Source organism: Gordonia sp. GONU (assembly GCF_024733855.1).
Classification (GTDB): domain Bacteria; phylum Actinomycetota; class Actinomycetes; order Mycobacteriales; family Mycobacteriaceae; genus Gordonia; species Gordonia amicalis.
In genome coordinates this window covers 236,136-250,895 of record NZ_JANRHB010000002.1, presented here as the reverse complement: position 1 = coordinate 250,895, position 14,760 = coordinate 236,136, and the positions used below count along the sequence as shown (strand labels likewise).

Sequence of the window (14,760 nt, the reverse complement as noted above, 5' to 3'; positions counted from 1 at the left end):
GGCTTCGACGCGGCGCCTCGCTGCGCTCGGTGCCGGCTCAGCCGGCGGTGGGGCGCACGACCGCTCGGTGCCGGCTCAGCCGGCGGTGTGGGCGCACGACCGCTCGGTGCCGGCTCAGCCGGCGGTGGGGGGCACGACCGCTCGGTGCCGGCTCAGCCGGCGGTGTGGCGCACGACCGCTCGGTGCCGGCTCAGCCGGCGGTGGGGCGCACGACCTCTCGGTGCCCGGCGTCGAGGCGGCGGGTCCAACCCCGGGCGTCGAGGTGTTCGAGCAGTGGGATCATCACGCGTCTCGTCGTGGAGAGCGCCTGGCGGGCCTCGCTGGTCGTGAACGGCTGGTCGAGTGCGGCGAGGGTCCGCATGGCCAGCGCCGGCGCGGTCGGCAACAGCACCACGCCGTCGCGCAAGCGGAGGATGCGGCCGGTGCGCTCGGCAGCCGCGAGCTCCCTGGTCCCCAGGCCGAGCGCGGAGAGATCGTCCGCCTCGGGAGCGCGGAACGGCTGCTCGGCCAGACGGCGCTCGAGAGCGTTCATCGCTTCGTCGGCGTCACCGAGATCCGGGACATGGCCCGGGATCGAGAGATGGCCGTCGGACGACGTGAGTCCGGCGTCGGCGATCACCGTCGGCAACAGTGCTCCGTCAGGGAGATTCAGCAACGAAGGAACCCCTGACGTCGACAGGCCGGCGGACATGGGCTCACGCTCATGAACTCCGACGACCGCGTCGTGCAGGCGCCGGGCCCATGCCGCGCAGGTGGATTCGTCGACCCACCACTCGTCGATGACACGAACCCCCGGCGGTGGCGTCTCACCGTCGTGGACGAGGCCGAGCCGATGCAGATCCGGAACGCGCACGGCGCCACGTCGGGCAACCTCTTCCGCGGCGCCGCCGTCTTCACTCATCCCGGCCAGGACGGCGGTCCGGCGAGCTGAGTCGCCGCGGCGACGGAGCCCGGGCGGATCGGGGTGCAGGACGATCCCGCCACCGACGATGCGCTGACCGGGATTTCGCAACACGAGACGATCATCCCGGGACAGTGGCACGGCACGTGCGAATGTCAGGCGTGCGTGGTCGGAGTCGAAGCGGCGCAGGCGGGCTGTCAGTGCAGCGGTTCCGATGTGGACGACGAGGTGCTCGGGAGCATCGTCGAACGGGACGCCACCGACGCGGCGGATGTCTGCCTCGACCGACGAATGCCAGGCTCCCGGAGTGACGAGAGCGTCTCCACGCGCGAGGGTCTCGACGCCGACACCACGGAGATTGACGGCGACTCGGCTGACCGGCGCCGCGGTCGTGAGAGATGTTCCCTCGCTCTGCAATCCGCGGACATCGACCGACCGGTGCCCGTCGGGGCCCACCAGCTCCATGGTGTCACCGACCCCGATCGTGCCCGAAGGCAGCGTGCCGGTGACCACCGTGCCCGCCCCGGTGCGGGTGAAAACGCGGTCGATCCAGAGGCGGACGCGCCCCGACGTCGAAGGAGATGGCGTCTGCGCGAGGACCGTGTCGAGGGTGCGGCGCAGTTCATCGAGGCCACGCCCGGTGGGAGCGGAGGTCACGACCGCCGGCGCCTCGGCCAGTCCGGTCCGGGCCAACTCGGCACGGGCGGTGGCGATCACGTCATCGATGTGATTCTCCTCCGCGCGATCCGCACGCGAGATCACCAACAGCCCGTAGTCGACACCGAGCGCGGCGAGCGCGTCCCGGTGATCGTCGGACTGGGCACTCCAGCCCTCGTCGGCGGCGACGACGAACAGTACGACCGGCGCGGGACCGAGTCCGGCCAGCATGTTGGGGATGAACCGCTCGTGACCGGGGACATCGACGAAGGCGACATCTGCGCCCGATGGCAGTGTCGTCCAGGCGAATCCGAGGTCGATCGTCAGACCGCGGCGTCGTTCCTCCTCCCAGCGGTCCGGCTCGATACCGGTGAGTGCACGCACCAGCGTCGACTTGCCGTGGTCGACGTGCCCCGCGGTGGCCACCACGTACTTCGCGTGAGACCTCACTGATCGGCCAGCGCCTGCTTGATCGCGGCGAGGACCCTCGCATCGTCGGCCTCGGGGATGCAACGCAGGTCGACGAGGCAGGCGGACTCGTGTACGCGCGGCAGGACGGCGGGGTCGCCGAGCCGCAGCCGCTGCGCGGCGCCCACCGGAAGACGCACCGCCCACCCGGGTAGAGGTACACCCGGCGCGCCCCCGCCGCCGACCCGTCCGTCGTGTTCGACGACCGGGAAACCGGTTGCGGCGCCCAGACTCTCTGCTCGAACGCGGAGGCGGTCGGCGTCGGCATGGAGATACTCGTGGACCGGCGGCCGCGGACCGCCGACCGTCGCCTCCATCGCCGCAAGTGCCAGCTTGTCGGCGCGCACAGCGCGAGCCAGCGGGTGTTTGGCCAACCGCTGCACGAGTGCGGCGTCGCCGAGCAGGAGACCGGCCTGCGGTCCGCCGAGGAGTTTGTCGCCGCTGGCGATGACCAGGTCGGCGCCGGCGGTCAGCGCGGTGGTGGCATCCGGCTCGTCGGGGAGGAGGGGATCGGGCTGCAGGAGTCCGCTACCGATGTCGGCGATCACCGGCACGTCGTGGGCCCGGCCCAGGTCGCGCAGTTCGGTCAGCGAGGTCTCGCTGGTGAAACCCTCGACGCGGAAGTTGCTCGGATGCACCTTCAGGATGGCGCCGACGTCGTCCCCGGCAACCGCCTCGGCATAGTCGCGGAGATGGGTGCGATTGGTGGTGCCGACCTCGTGCAGGCGCGCGCCGGTGGACGCGATGAGCTCCGTGAGCCGGAATCCCGCGCCGATCTCGATCATCTCGCCACGACTGATGACCACTGCGCGTCCGGCGGCCAGCGCCGTCGTGGCGAGGACCAGAGCTGCCGCACCGTTGTTGACCATCAGGGCGTCGCCGGCCGCGGGACAGGCCTGCCACAGCGCGGCGCGGGTGGCCGCACCACGTTTGGATCGTTGACCGGTGTGCAGGTCGAGTTCCACGTCGACGTAGCCCGATGCGGCGACGACCGCTTCGAGTGCCGCTGCCGACAACGGGGCACGGCCGAGGTTGGTGTGAACCACCACGCCGGTGGCGTTGAGGACCGGCCGAGCCGACGAGACCCGGTGGGCGGTCAGTGCCTCGACGACGCGTCGCTCGACGTCGTTGGGCGGGATCACGCCCCGGCGTGCCGCCTCCTGCGCATCCCGGACGACCTCACGAACAGCTGTGTCACCCAGACGCTTTCGTGCCTCGGATACCGCCGGGAGGGCCAGCAGCGCGTCGGTGCGCGGGATGTGTCGGCGTGGGTCGGCGGCTTCGGGGGGCTTCGACACGGCTCCTCGCTACGCTCGGTGCCGGCTCAGCCGGCGGGTTTTCGCTTCGCTCGTTCGGTGCCGGCTCGGCCGGCGGGTTTCGCTTCGCTCGTTCGGTGCCGGCTCGGCCGGCGGTTTTTCACTACGGCCCGGTCGGCGGTTTCTGGCGGAGGCGGACGGGAATCGAACCCGCCAGGCCGAGATACTCGACCTCCTCGGTTTTGAAGACCGGGGGGCCCACCAGGACCCGTACGCCTCCGTGCGTCTTACAACCTATCGTGTGGGGTGTCCGGGCGCTGTCAGTCCTGCTGGTGCGGCCAGTTGCCCTCGGTGATCAGCTCTTCGAAATGACGGATGAGCTTCGGATTGAGATCGTCTTCGACGGCGCGTCGGAAGTTGTTGTCCCACTTGGCCAGCCATTCCTCATCGCGTTTCATCAGGAAGATCGGCCAGCCGTGGGTGATGTCGAGCTCGTCGAGGTACAGATCGGTCGACCCGTCCTCCCGCATGTACCAGTAGTCGTGGCCCGATTCCCAGAACGCCTGCAGCTCGCCGGCCGTGACGTAGTACTCGCCGTCTGCTTGCCTCATGTGCCCGATGGTAGCGACCGTCGGGCCCGGCACACGGAGAATCGGATCGGCGCTAGTGTCGGCAGGGTGACTGTCAGCAACGATGCCCCTGTCCGACTGACCGGTTACGCCCACGGTGGCGGTTGTGCGTGCAAGATCCCGCCGGGTGAACTCGAGGAGGCGGTCGCCGGGCTGACCGGCCAGGTCGGTGACGACATCATCGTCGGGCTCGACGACGGTGACGACGCCGCGGCGGTCCGTATCCGCGACGACCTCGCCGTGCTGTCCACCGCCGACTTCTTCACCCCGGTCGTCGACGACCCCTTCGAATGGGGCCGTATCGCCGCGGCCAACGCCCTCTCGGACATCTACGCGATGGGCGGGACGCCGGTGGTCGCGATCAACCTCGTCGGCTGGCCACGCGGTGTGCTGCCGATGGACCTGATGACCGAGGTGCTGAGGGGTGGTCTCGCCATCGGCGCCGAGGCCGGGTGCCCGGTCATCGGCGGGCACACCATCGACGACCCCGAACCCAAGTACGGCATGGCCGTCACCGGCGTCGCGGCACCGGAGAAGCTGCTGCGCAACGACGCCGCCGAACCCGGACTGCCCATCACCCTCACCAAACCGATCGGCGTCGGGCTCCTCAACAACCGGCACAAGCAGACCGGAGAGGTGTTCGACGAGGCGATCACGCTCATGACCACGCTGAACCGGAAGGCATCGGCAGCTGCCGTCGACGCCGGGGTCCGCGCGGCCACCGACGTCACCGGCTTCGGTTTGCTCGGTCATCTGCACAAGATGTGCCGTGCGTCGGGTGTCGGCGCGGTGCTCGACCGCAGCGCGGTCCCGGCGGTGAGCGGTGCCCGCGAGGCGCTCCGCGACGGCTACGTCTCGGGCGGCACCCGCCGGAACCTCGACTGGGTGCAGCCGTATCTGAGCGCCGACGACGGCGTCTCCGAGGACGACCTGCTGTTCCTCGCCGACGCGCAGACCTCCGGAGGGCTGCTGGTCGTCGGGGAGGTGCCGGGATATCCCGTGATCGGGGAGACCGTCGCCGGGTCGGGGATCAGGATTCGGTGACGGGTGGACCGGTGGTGATCGAGTCGCCGGTGATGCCGGCCGCGCGTCGTGCGGCAAGCCGACGCTTCTGGGGTTCGATGGTGTAGCGCGGGTTCTTCGCGGACTCGATGCCCGCGTCGAAGATGCCGAACCTCGTACACGCCGATGCGGCGAGCAACGCGAGGCCCGATGCGACGGCGACCGGTCGGGAACGTCCGCCGGCCAGGGCGCCGATGCCGCCCGCGAGGGCGAGCCGTTCGCTCCACCGCAGGAGCTTGCCCGCTGTCCCGTCGTGCAGGGGTTCGGCGGTCACCGGGTCCATCCGGTGCTCCATGATCCGCATCGCGGTGAGGTCTCCGACGACCCCGAGTGCGGCCAGCGTGCGGGCGGGTCCGGCCTCCGATGTCCGGGTGGTGACCAGTGCCAGACCGCTCGCCGCCAGACTCGCGGAGCTGACGAAGACGAACGGCAGGTCGCGGTGCATGGCGTTCCAGGTCGGCACCGCGGTGTCGGACAGCAGCACCGCGGTGTACACGGCGAGCGGTGGCCCGGCGACGGCGGCGGCCAGCCCGGCCGGTGCCTCGACCGCGCGCAACACCGGGCGCAGCACGCCGAGCGGTAGGCGGGAACGGGTCATCCGGTCGATCTCGCCGACCGCGGCCACACCGAGGGCGCCGCTGAACGCCGAGAGAATCCAGGAGCCGACGCTCATCGGCGAGGTCACCTTGAAGGTGCGCAGCATGTTGTAGAAGCGGTCGGGACGCCCGAGATCGGCCACGAGGGCGATCGCACCGAGGCCCACCGCGCCGAGTCCGCCGAGCCTCGCGTTCCGGCGCAACTCGTCCCGGCCGGTGAGTTGGGCGCCGGCCGCCAGCACCCCCGAACCGCCGGCGACGCCGCCGAGGAACAGGTAGGCGGCCACCTTCTCGTCCCACGGTGGCGGCTTGACGACGGGATGGCCGTAGTACGAGGAGAATTCGGCGTCGGGCACCATCGACATCTCGCGGTTGCCCTCACCCTGGCCGAAGCCGCTGCGCTGCTTGCGCTTTCCGCCACGTCCACGTCCGCGTCCGCGGCGCCGCGGCGGCTCCGGAGGCCGGAAGGAATCGAACTCCGACGACGTCACCGGCCACCTCTCAGGAACGACACCGCGGCCGCGGCCAGCATGCCCACCGCGGCGACGCCGGCCCGTTTGTACATCGACGGGAGATCGGCGGTGCACACGCGCGGATCCGGTGGCAGGCCGTAGACCTCGGGTTCGTCGAGGAGCAGGAACACCGAACCGGTGCCGCCGACACCGTCGTTGGGGTTGGCGCCGTAGAGACGCGCCTCGGTCATGCCCTGCTCGTGGAGTTGGGCGACGCGGCGGTGAGCGTCGGCGACGAGGTCGTCGTGGTCGCCGTATTTGATCGAGGTGGTCGGGCAGGTCTGCGCACAGGCGGGTGTCTCGTCGTCGAGGAGCCGGTCGTAACAGAGCGTGCACTTCTGCGCGACACCACGTTTCGGCACCTCGGGTTGCTCACCCTTGCGTTCGCCGGAACGGGTCGTCGGCGCGGCGGTGCCGTCGGCGCGACGCTCGACGACCCCGAAAGGGCAACCGGCGACACATGTTCCGCACCCGTTGCAGACGTCGTCCTGGATGACCACGGTCCCGAACTCGGTGCGGAACAGTGCTCCGGTGGGGCACACGTCGAGGCAGCCGGCGTGGGTGCAGTGTTTGCAGACGTCCGAGGACATGAGCCAGCGGAACTCGGGGGTGTCCGGTGGCGTGGCTTCGACGGGGCGCCTCGCTGCGCTCGGTGCCGGCTCAGCCGGCAGAGGTGGCGGTGGCGTGGCTTCGACGCGGCGCCTCGCTGCGCTCGGTGCCGGCTCAGCCGGCAGAGGTGGCGGTGGGGTGGCTTCGACGCGGCGCCTCGCTGCGCTCGGTGCCGGCTCAGCCGGCAGAGGTGGCGGTGGGGTGGCTTCGACGCGGCGCCTCGCTGCGCTCGGTGCCGGCTCAGCCGGCGGAGGTGGCGGTGGGGTGGCTTCGACGCGGCGCCTCGCTGCGCTCGGTGCCGGCTCAGCCGGCGGTAGGGAGTGCGGGTCGGCCGGCAGAGATGGCGGTGGGGAGTGCGGCTCGGCCGGCGGGAGCGGCATGGACGGCATGCCGAGTCCGACGAGAGCACGCCCCGACTCACGGGCCTCGGCGATGCGGTCGGCGCTCTGTTCGATGAACGCGACGTGGCGCCATGTGCTGGCGCCCAGCGCGACGGTGTTGTCATACGACATGCCGGTCAGTTCGAGGTCGCCGTCGCGGGGATTGGAATTCCATTCCTTGCACGCGACCTCACAGGCCTTGCAGCCGATGCAGATCGAGGTGTCGGTGAAGAACCCTTTGCGGGTCTCGTGCGTGTGCCACCCCACGTCGGAGGTCGGATCGGTCGGTCCGGACAGCTGCCCCATCTACTCCTCCGCCTTTCCGGTGATGTGCTGGTTGTCGGTCTCGATGGTCACCCCGGCACGCTCCTGGTACGCACGTACCAGGTCGATCAGGGCGGCCCCCTGGGGCCGGCGGCCGGCGATCACGTCGCACGAACCGACCTTCGACTCCTGGATCTGCACGTTGGGGTCCAGTGTGACCCCGATGAGGTCGTTGGCGGCGTCGCCGCTGACCACGGCGTCGGAGCCGACGCCCCAGTGGTACGGAAGGCCCACCTGGTGCACCTGGCGGCCGTTGATGGTCAACGGTCTCATCCGGTCGGTCACCAGGACCCGGGCCTCGATGGCGCCGCGCGGTGAGATGATCGTGGCCCATCCCTCGTTGCTCAGTCCGCGTTCGGCGGCGAGTTGCGGGGAGATCTCGCAGAACATCTCCGGTTGCAGCTCCGACAGATACGGCGTCCATCGACTCATGCCGCCGGCGGTGTGGTGTTCGGTCAGCCGGTAGGTGGTGAACACGAACGGGTACACGTCGGCGCCGGGCATCTCTCCACTCGGGGCGTCGAGGTTGTCCGCACGCGGGAAGAGCACGCGCGCCGGCGACTGCTGCTGCGGATACAGCGCGTTGACGACCGGGGATTCCTGCGGTTCGTAATGGGTCGGCAGCGGGCCGTCGACGAGTCCGCGCGGCGCGAAGAGCCAGCCCTTGCCGTCGGCCTGCATGATGAACGGGTCGTCGCCGCACAGCGCGTCGACACCCCCGAGTGTCGGGTCGGGTTGTGCGTCGGGCGGGAGATCGACCGGGAAGTCCGGCACGTCGGGGCCCACCCAGCGGCCCATGTCGGCGTCCCATTCCATGTATCGCTTGCGTTCGCTCCACGGTCTGCCGTCGGGATCGGCGGACGCGCGGTTGTAGAGGATTCGACGATCCGCGGGCCACACCCAGCCCCACTCGTGCTGGGTGATGCCGCCGCCGCCCTGGGGTACGCGTCGGGCCGCCATGTTGTGGGCATCCGCGTACACGCCGGTGTAGATCCAGCAACCGCCGGCGGTCGAGCCGTCACGCGCCATCTCGGTGTACGACGTCAGGTTCTTGCCGGCATCGGGTCCGGAAACGTGGTAGCCGTTGATCTCCGACAGGACCGCCTCGGGTTCGGGATTGCCGTGTTCGTCGAGCGGATAGTCCCAGGTGAGATCGAGCAGTGGACGGTCGCGTTCGTCGGTCGAGCCGGCGAGGCGTTCCCGGATGCGTCTTCCGAGCTCGAAGAAGAAGTCCATCTCGCTCTGGCACTGGCCGGGCGGCTCGACGGCCTGGTGGCGCCACTGCACCATTCGCTGGGTCTGGGTGAACGAGCCGGCCTTCTCCACGTGGGTGGCGGCGGGCAGGAAGAACACCTCGGTGGCGATGTCCTCGGTGCGCAACTCACCCGAGTCGATCTCCGGCCCCTCTTTCCACCACGTTGCCGACTCGATCATGTTGAGGTCGCGGACGACGAGCCACTTCAGGTGGGACATCGCCATCCGTGCCTGACGGCCGTTGGCCGAGCCGACGGCTGGGTTCTGGCCCAGGACGAAGTAGCCGTCGACCTTGTCGGCGAGCATGTCGACCGTCGTCTGGTAGGTGCCGGCGGGACCCGTCAGGCGAGGCAGATGGTCGTAGCACCAGTCGTTCTCCGGGGTCGCGGCGTCGCCGAACCACGCTTTGAGGAGACTCACCATGTAGTCCTCGGCGTTGGCCCAGTAGCCCTTCTCGTTCTTCGACGTGATCGCCGCGATGTAGTCGTCGAAGGTGTCGTGTTTGCCCGCCGACGGCATCGGGAGATAGCCGGGCAGCAGGTTGAACAAGGTGGGGATGTCGGTCGAGCCCTGGATGCTGGCGTGACCGCGCAGTGCCATGATGCCGCCACCCGGACGCCCGACGTTGCCGAGCAGGAGCTGTAACACCGAGGCGGCGCGGATGAACTGGGCGCCGAAGGTGTGCTGGGTCCAGCCGGTCGCGTAGCCGAAGCACGTCGTGCGGTCGCGCCCGGAGTTGTCGGTGACCGACCGCGCGAGGTACTCGAAGTCGGCGAGGGAGATGCCGCACATGTCGCGCACCATCTCCGGGGTGTAGCGCGAGTAGTGCCGTTTGACGATCTGGAACACGCTACGCGGATGTTCCAGCGACTGGTCGCGAACAGTGGCGCCGTGTTCGAGGGGCGGCCCGCCGGAGCCGTGTTCGTGGCCGACCGCGCGGTCCTTGGTGCGCGGACCCTCGTCCGCTCCACCGGGCGAGTCCACCGTGCTGTCCTCGGAGCTCGGCTGCGGTTCCTCGTACGCCCACGAACTGGCGTCGTATTGCCCTGTCTCCGAGTCGAACCCGGAGAACAGGCCGGCGAGGTCCTCGGTGTCGCGGAAGTCCGCCGAGACCAGCGTCGCGGCGTTGGTGTAGGCGACGACGTACTCGCGGAAGTACTTCTCGTGGGTGATCGCGTAGTTGATCAGCGCACCGAGCAGGACGACGTCGGAGCCGGCGCGAATGGAGATGTGCCGGTCGGCCACCGCCGAGGTCCGCGTGAACCGGGGGTCGACATGGATGACCCGCGCACCCCTGGCCTTGGCCTCAGAGACCCACTGGAAACCCACCGGGTGTGCCTCGGCCATGTTGCCACCCATGAGGATGATGCAATCGGCGTTGGCCATGTCCTGCAGTGATTGCGTTGCGCCGCCGCGTCCGAACGAGGTCCCCAGACCGGGAACCGTTGCGGAGTGTCATATGCGTGCCTGGTTCTCGATCTGTATCGCGCCCGCTGCGGTGAAGAGCTTCTTGATCAGGTAGTTCTCTTCGTTGTCGAGCGTGGCGCCACCGAGCGAGGCGATACCCATCGTGCGTCGCAGCGGACGACCCTCGTCGTCGTGATCCTGCCAGCCGCGACGCCTCGCCTCCAGGAAACGATCGGCGATCATGTCGATGGCCGTGTCGCGGTCGAGGTCCTGCCATTCGGTCGCGTACGGGGCCCGGTAACGAATCGTGGTCTGGCGCAGCGGGTTGTTGACGAGTTGTTCGCTCGACGCGCCCTTGGGGCACAATCGTCCGCGCGAGATGGGGGAGTCCGGGTCGCCTTCGATCTGGACGACGCGCTCGTCCTTCACGTACACCTTCTGGCCGCACCCGACGGCGCAGAACGGGCACACACTCTGCACCACACGGTCGGCAGTGGCCGTACGCGGCTCGATGGCGCGTGTCTTCGCCGACGTGACGGCGGGCCCGCGTCCGAAGACGTCACCCGACCGCAGCTGGCGGAACACCGGCCATTCGAGGGGACTGAAGGCTGGCACGGAACCGAGTCTAACCACCCCACGGGTGAGCGTGCTGGCATCATCGCCACCATGAACCGAAAGCCACCCACTCTCCATGTCGTAGGCGGCGTGCGATGAGCAGGATGGACGCCGTCGAACTGCCGGTCGGCGCGCTCGGCGAGTTCCTGGAGTCGACGGCCTTCGCCGAGATGCTCGACCCGGAGGACGAGCTCTCCGCGTCACGCGACACGCGGGCGCGCAGGGCCGAGGTCGTCGACGTCGTGTGCGCGATCGATGCCAACGCTGGTCGACGTTTCGTCGACCGGGAGCGGGCCGGAGAAGTGATCATCGGTGGCCTGCGCGGCGGCGGACTCGGGGTGCGGCCCACGGTGGTCGACGCGGTTCTGAATCTCCTGCGGCCGGTCGGAGTGGCTGCGCCGGGCGCGCCGGAACCCGTTCCCCTCGAGGTGCAGTCGGTGCTCGGCGTGTACGTCTTCGCGCTGGTCGACCCCCGTGACGCATCGGTGTTCTATGTGGGGGCGGGACGAGGAAATCGGGTGCACCACCACGCTCGTGCGGCGCTCGCCGGCGTCACGCCGGACGCGGGGGAGGTGGTGGGGGACGCCGATTCACCGGCCGTCCGGTCCGCGGCCGAGGAGCGTATCCGAGACATCGACGCCGACGGATTCGGTGTCGAGCACTGGATTCTCCGGCACGGCGACGACGTCGTCGACTCGCCCGAGGAGCTGGCGTCGTACGTGCAGCAGTTCACGGTCGAGTTCGCCGACCTGGCGCGACTCCCGCTGACGAACAGTGCGCCGAGCGGCGCGATCTCGCTGGAAGAGATGGTGTTACGCCATGCGGCGCCGCTCGCACCGCCGCTGCCCGAGCCGTGTGTGCTGGTGAAGGTCGACGATTCGGCTCGTCCCGGTGCGGGCGCCGAACAGATCTACGAGTGGGCGCGGAGCGGATGGCGTGCCGGGCCCCATCGCACGGTGCCCGACCTCCCGGTGCTCGTCTTCGCCGACGACATCGTCCGCGCGGTGCATCGCGTCGACTACTGGGAGGCCAACCGGGACGCCGACGGCAACCTTGACCCGAAGCGGTGGGTGTACACCGGCGCACCGGACCCCGAGTTGGAAGAGCGGTATGTGGGTACGAGCCTGCGGGAAGTGCGGGAGCGCCGAGGCGGCAAGTGGAACCACAACGGCTGGCACCCCTACGGCCAGGTGTGAGCGTCAGCCGACGGCGGCCAGGCCCGGCACCGCCTGGCGCAGACGGATGAGACCGTCGCGGATGCGGGACTTGACCGTGGGCAGCGCGACCCCGAGATGCTCGGACACCTCGCGGTAGGTGAGTCCGTGGAAGTAGGCCAGCTCGATGGCCTGCCGCTGCAGAGGCGTGAGGTTCTCGAGACCGGTGTGGATCAGGCGAGCGATCTCCCGACGCTCCACCGACTCGCTGACCTCGTCGATCTCGCGGCCGGTGTCGGCGATGCCGTAGGCGACGGTGCGCCGGGTCGCGGCAGACTCCGACCGCACCCGGTCGACGGCCCGACGATGCGCCAGCGTCAGAATCCAGGACAGTGCCGAACCCGACCGGGGATCGTAGCTGTCGGCGTTACGCCACACGGCCAGATACGTCTCCTGGGTAGCTTCCTCGCTGTAACCGGGATCGCGCAGTACCCGCAGTGTCATGCCGTACACACGGTCACACGTCGCGTCGTAGAACTGGGCGAAGGCGTCTGAGTCCCCGGTTGCCACGCGGGCAAGGAGACTGTTCAGGTCGGATTCATGCATCACGAGACTCCTTGCCGCAGATGTATTTTCGCGCTTCCGGAGCGGGGATCTACGACGGTGTCGGAGCGCTCTCGGTGTGCGATGTGTACAACGCTAGGCGGGCGGCGGCGAGAAGTGACTATCGCGAGACACAACGGGATGCTTTCGCAACCTTTGGTAACGGAATGATAACGGCGGCAATCTGTCGTGACCGTGCCGTAGCCTGCTCGCCACGAGAGGAGACTCATGTCCGAGGACACAATAGAAGGCCCAGACGGTCGGCGGCGCTGCTTGTGGGCGGGCCGGGAGCCGGAGACCACCTATCACGACACCGAGTGGGGATTCCCGACCACCGACGATACGTCGCTGTTCGAGCGTGTCTGTCTCGAGGGTTTCCAGTCCGGCCTCAGCTGGCGCACGATCCTCCTCAAACGCGAGAACTTCCGGGCCGCGTTCGCCGGCTTCGAGGTCGAGAAGGTGGCGCGCTACACCGATGCCGAAGTCACGCGACTGCTCGGCGATGCGGGAATCATCCGGCATCGCGGCAAGATCGAGGCGGCGATCAACAACGCGCAGCGGGCGGCCGACCTCATCGACGAACACGGTTCGCTCGAGTCGTACTTCTGGGGATACGCCCCGTCGGGCGAGCACGTCCCGGGGTCGATGACGACCTCGCCGGAATCGATCGCGATGTCGAAGGACCTCAAGAAGCGGGGCTGGCGTTTCGTCGGTCCGACCACGATGTTCGCGCTCATGCAGGCCACCGGGATCGTCAACGACCACGCCTACGAGTGCGTCATTCGGGACGAGGTGGATGCCGCCCTGCGGCAGCGATTGTAGACAATCCAACAATGTGCCATCATCCCTGCATGGACGCCCAGATCGGCATCGGGATGGTGTGCCCGTTCGACATGGCCTCGACCGCGAGCTGTGGCGCTGGATGCCGGAATCGGTCTCGCTCTACTTCACGCGGACCGGCTACATCGACGCGCCCGTCGACGTCGAGCTGTGCCGCGATCTCAACAATCACGCGGAGATCTCGGCGGCGGTGAGAGCCGTCTCGTCGGTCGCGCCCCGGGCGTTCGGATACGCGTGCGCCTCCGGCAGCTTCGTCTACGGGATGGCGGGCGCGATGGAGATCTCCAACTGCATGCTCGCCGCCGGAGCCGAGCGGGCGGTCACGACCTCGGAGGCGCTGATCCGGGCGCTGAACACCATGAACGTCGGGACATTGGCGGTCGCGACGCCGTATACCGCGGCGCTCACCGGACTGCTGTGCGACTTCCTCGCCGAATCCGGGAGAAACGTCGTCGCCCAGGCGGGTCTCGGCCGCGATCACGAGATCTGGGCCATCCCGTACCACGTGACGGCGGACCTCATCCGCGCCGCGAACCATCCCGACGCCGACGCCGTCTTCGTCTCCTGTACCAACCTGTGGACCTATGACATCCTCGCCGACCTGGAGTCCGAGCTCGGCAAGCCGGTCCTCTCCGCCAACCAGGTGACCGCCTGGGCGACGCTCTGCGACGCAGGTGTGCTCGGCGGTGAGACCACCCCCGCCGACTGGCCGACAACCCATGCACAATCGCTGTTCGCCCGTAGCATTGCCGCATGACATCACAGGATTCGACGGCGTTCGGCGAAGCGGGTACCGCGAAGTACGTGCAGCTGACCACCTATCGCAAGGACGGCACACCGGTGTCGTCGCCGGTCTGGGCGGTTCTCGACGGCGATCGGCTGCTCGTATGGTCGGAAACCGAAGCGTGGAAGGTCAAGCGTCTCAAGCGGAATCCGAAGGTAGTGGTCCAGGCGACCGATGCGCGCGGAAAGAAACTCTCCGGCGAACCGGTGTCCGGCACCGGGGTGGTGCTCGACGCCGAGGGCACCAGGCACGTCCGCAAGAAGCTCGCCGAGAAGTACGGACTCCTGGCGCGGGTGCTGCTGTTCAGCAGCAAGATCCGGCGGGGAGAGAGCGGGACCATCGGGATTGCGATCACCGCGGCGTAGCGGGGCGGGTCCGACCGGCGACAACGAGCCGTCAATAACGGCCGGCCTTCCGTAAGAAAGGCGTTAAGAACTCTCCGGTGCCGCTCGCGGCGCGTGATCCTTCGGTGTGCCCACCACACGGTGGGCCATCGGTGCGATCAGAGAGTGAGTCATCGTGGCGGATCTGCTGTTCCTGCTGCTTGCCATCTCCGGGTTCGGCTTGTGCATACTGGCCGTTCGCGGCCTCGACCTGCGGATCAAGTCGTGACCGCCGACGGGGTGATCAACGTCGCGCTGCTGGCGCTCGCGGCGATCACGGTGCTGCTCCTTCTCCTGGCTCTCGTGTACCCGGAGAGGTTCTGAGA

12 protein-coding genes, 1 tRNA gene and 1 pseudogene are annotated in these 14,760 nt (G+C 68.9%); 6 read left to right on the top strand and 8 right to left on the bottom strand.

Annotated features, from left to right (window positions below; all coding sequences use genetic code 11):
• Positions 1–190: 190 nt before the first annotated feature.
• The 4 genes from selB to NWF34_RS03080 all read right to left on the bottom strand — a co-directional run bounded on the left by selB (position 191) and on the right by NWF34_RS03080 (position 3,893).
• A complete protein-coding gene (gene selB / locus NWF34_RS03095) occupies positions 191–2,008 on the bottom strand; it encodes a selenocysteine-specific translation elongation factor (RefSeq protein WP_035760321.1) in 1,818 nt (605 codons plus the stop codon).
• Positions 2,005–3,324 carry an L-seryl-tRNA(Sec) selenium transferase gene (gene selA, locus NWF34_RS03090; protein ID WP_024498118.1) on the bottom strand — a complete coding sequence of 440 codons (1,320 nt, stop codon included), beginning with the start codon at positions 3,322–3,324 and terminating at the stop codon, positions 2,005–2,007. The genes selB and selA overlap by 4 nt, the downstream gene beginning before the upstream one ends.
• A gap of 143 nt (positions 3,325–3,467) precedes the next feature.
• Positions 3,468–3,562: transfer RNA gene (locus NWF34_RS03085), tRNA-Sec, on the bottom strand.
• 40 nt (positions 3,563–3,602) lie between these two features.
• Positions 3,603–3,893: a hypothetical protein gene (locus NWF34_RS03080; RefSeq protein ID WP_024498119.1), complete on the bottom strand. Its 291-nt coding sequence runs from the start codon at positions 3,891–3,893 to the stop codon at positions 3,603–3,605.
• Positions 3,894–3,959: 66 nt separating this feature from the next.
• Here NWF34_RS03080 and selD point away from each other — a divergent pair, with 66 nt between their 5' ends.
• Positions 3,960–4,955, top strand: coding sequence for a selenide, water dikinase SelD (selD, locus tag NWF34_RS03075; protein ID WP_024498120.1), 996 nt, complete (start codon positions 3,960–3,962; stop codon positions 4,953–4,955).
• On the opposite strand, the gene nrfD is transcribed toward selD, so the two are convergent.
• The 3 genes from nrfD to fdh are packed head-to-tail and all read right to left on the bottom strand — an operon-like array spanning position 4,942 to position 10,670.
• A complete protein-coding gene (gene nrfD, locus NWF34_RS03070; protein WP_024498121.1) occupies positions 4,942–6,060 on the bottom strand; it encodes an NrfD/PsrC family molybdoenzyme membrane anchor subunit in 1,119 nt (372 codons plus the stop codon). The two genes, selD and nrfD, sit on opposite strands and share 14 nt — an antisense overlap.
• A complete protein-coding gene (locus NWF34_RS03065; protein ID WP_096274673.1) occupies positions 6,057–7,376 on the bottom strand; it encodes a 4Fe-4S dicluster domain-containing protein in 1,320 nt (439 codons plus the stop codon). Before NWF34_RS03065 ends, nrfD begins: the two co-directional genes overlap by 4 nt.
• On the bottom strand, positions 7,377–10,670 hold the full coding sequence (gene fdh, locus NWF34_RS03060) for a formate dehydrogenase (RefSeq protein ID WP_258324221.1): 3,294 nt from the start codon (positions 10,668–10,670) through the stop codon (positions 7,377–7,379).
• A gap of 104 nt (positions 10,671–10,774) precedes the next feature.
• Between fdh and NWF34_RS03055 the strand changes: the two genes are divergently transcribed.
• Positions 10,775–11,866, top strand: a complete 1,092-nt coding sequence (locus NWF34_RS03055) for a GIY-YIG nuclease family protein (protein WP_258324248.1) — start codon at positions 10,775–10,777, stop codon at positions 11,864–11,866.
• A gap of 3 nt (positions 11,867–11,869) precedes the next feature.
• Here the strand turns inward: NWF34_RS03055 and sigK are convergent, their stop codons facing one another.
• Entirely contained in the window at positions 11,870–12,430 is a 561-nt protein-coding gene (sigK, locus tag NWF34_RS03050) for an ECF RNA polymerase sigma factor SigK (RefSeq protein WP_258324220.1), read from the bottom strand.
• A 225-nt stretch (positions 12,431–12,655) separates the two neighbouring features.
• Between sigK and NWF34_RS03045 the strand changes: the two genes are divergently transcribed.
• The 4 genes and pseudogenes from NWF34_RS03045 to NWF34_RS03030 all read left to right on the top strand — a co-directional run bounded on the left by NWF34_RS03045 (position 12,656) and on the right by NWF34_RS03030 (position 14,758).
• The gene (locus NWF34_RS03045; RefSeq protein WP_096274672.1) at positions 12,656–13,249 is read left to right on the top strand and encodes a DNA-3-methyladenine glycosylase I; all 594 of its coding nucleotides are present in this window, start codon (positions 12,656–12,658) and stop codon (positions 13,247–13,249) included.
• Positions 13,250–13,278: 29 nt separating this feature from the next.
• Positions 13,279–14,024, top strand: a pseudogene (locus NWF34_RS03040) (Asp/Glu/hydantoin racemase).
• Positions 14,021–14,416, top strand: a complete 396-nt coding sequence (locus tag NWF34_RS03035; protein WP_096274670.1) for a PPOX class F420-dependent oxidoreductase — start codon at positions 14,021–14,023, stop codon at positions 14,414–14,416. Before NWF34_RS03040 ends, NWF34_RS03035 begins: the two are co-directional and overlap by 4 nt.
• Before the next feature lie 243 nt (positions 14,417–14,659).
• Positions 14,660–14,758 (top strand): potassium-transporting ATPase subunit F, encoded by a 99-nt coding sequence (locus NWF34_RS03030; RefSeq protein ID WP_096274669.1) that lies wholly within the window; start codon positions 14,660–14,662, stop codon positions 14,756–14,758.
• Positions 14,759–14,760: the final 2 nt, after the last annotated feature.

Bases quoted from the DNA above. Each gene is read 5' to 3' on its own strand.
- NWF34_RS03055 (WP_258324248.1), top strand. From the start codon at position 10,775: ATGGACGCCGTCGAACTGCCGGTCGGCGCGCTCGGCGAGTTCCTGGAG.
- NWF34_RS03065 (WP_096274673.1), bottom strand. From the start codon at position 7,376: ATGGGGCAGCTGTCCGGACCGACCGATCCGACCTCCGACGTGGGGTGG.
- sigK (WP_258324220.1), bottom strand. From the start codon at position 12,430: ATGCATGAATCCGACCTGAACAGTCTCCTTGCCCGCGTGGCAACCGGG.
- NWF34_RS03035 (WP_096274670.1), top strand. From the start codon at position 14,021: ATGACATCACAGGATTCGACGGCGTTCGGCGAAGCGGGTACCGCGAAG.
- NWF34_RS03080 (WP_024498119.1), bottom strand. From the start codon at position 3,893: ATGAGGCAAGCAGACGGCGAGTACTACGTCACGGCCGGCGAGCTGCAG.
- NWF34_RS03045 (WP_096274672.1), top strand. From the start codon at position 12,656: ATGTCCGAGGACACAATAGAAGGCCCAGACGGTCGGCGGCGCTGCTTG.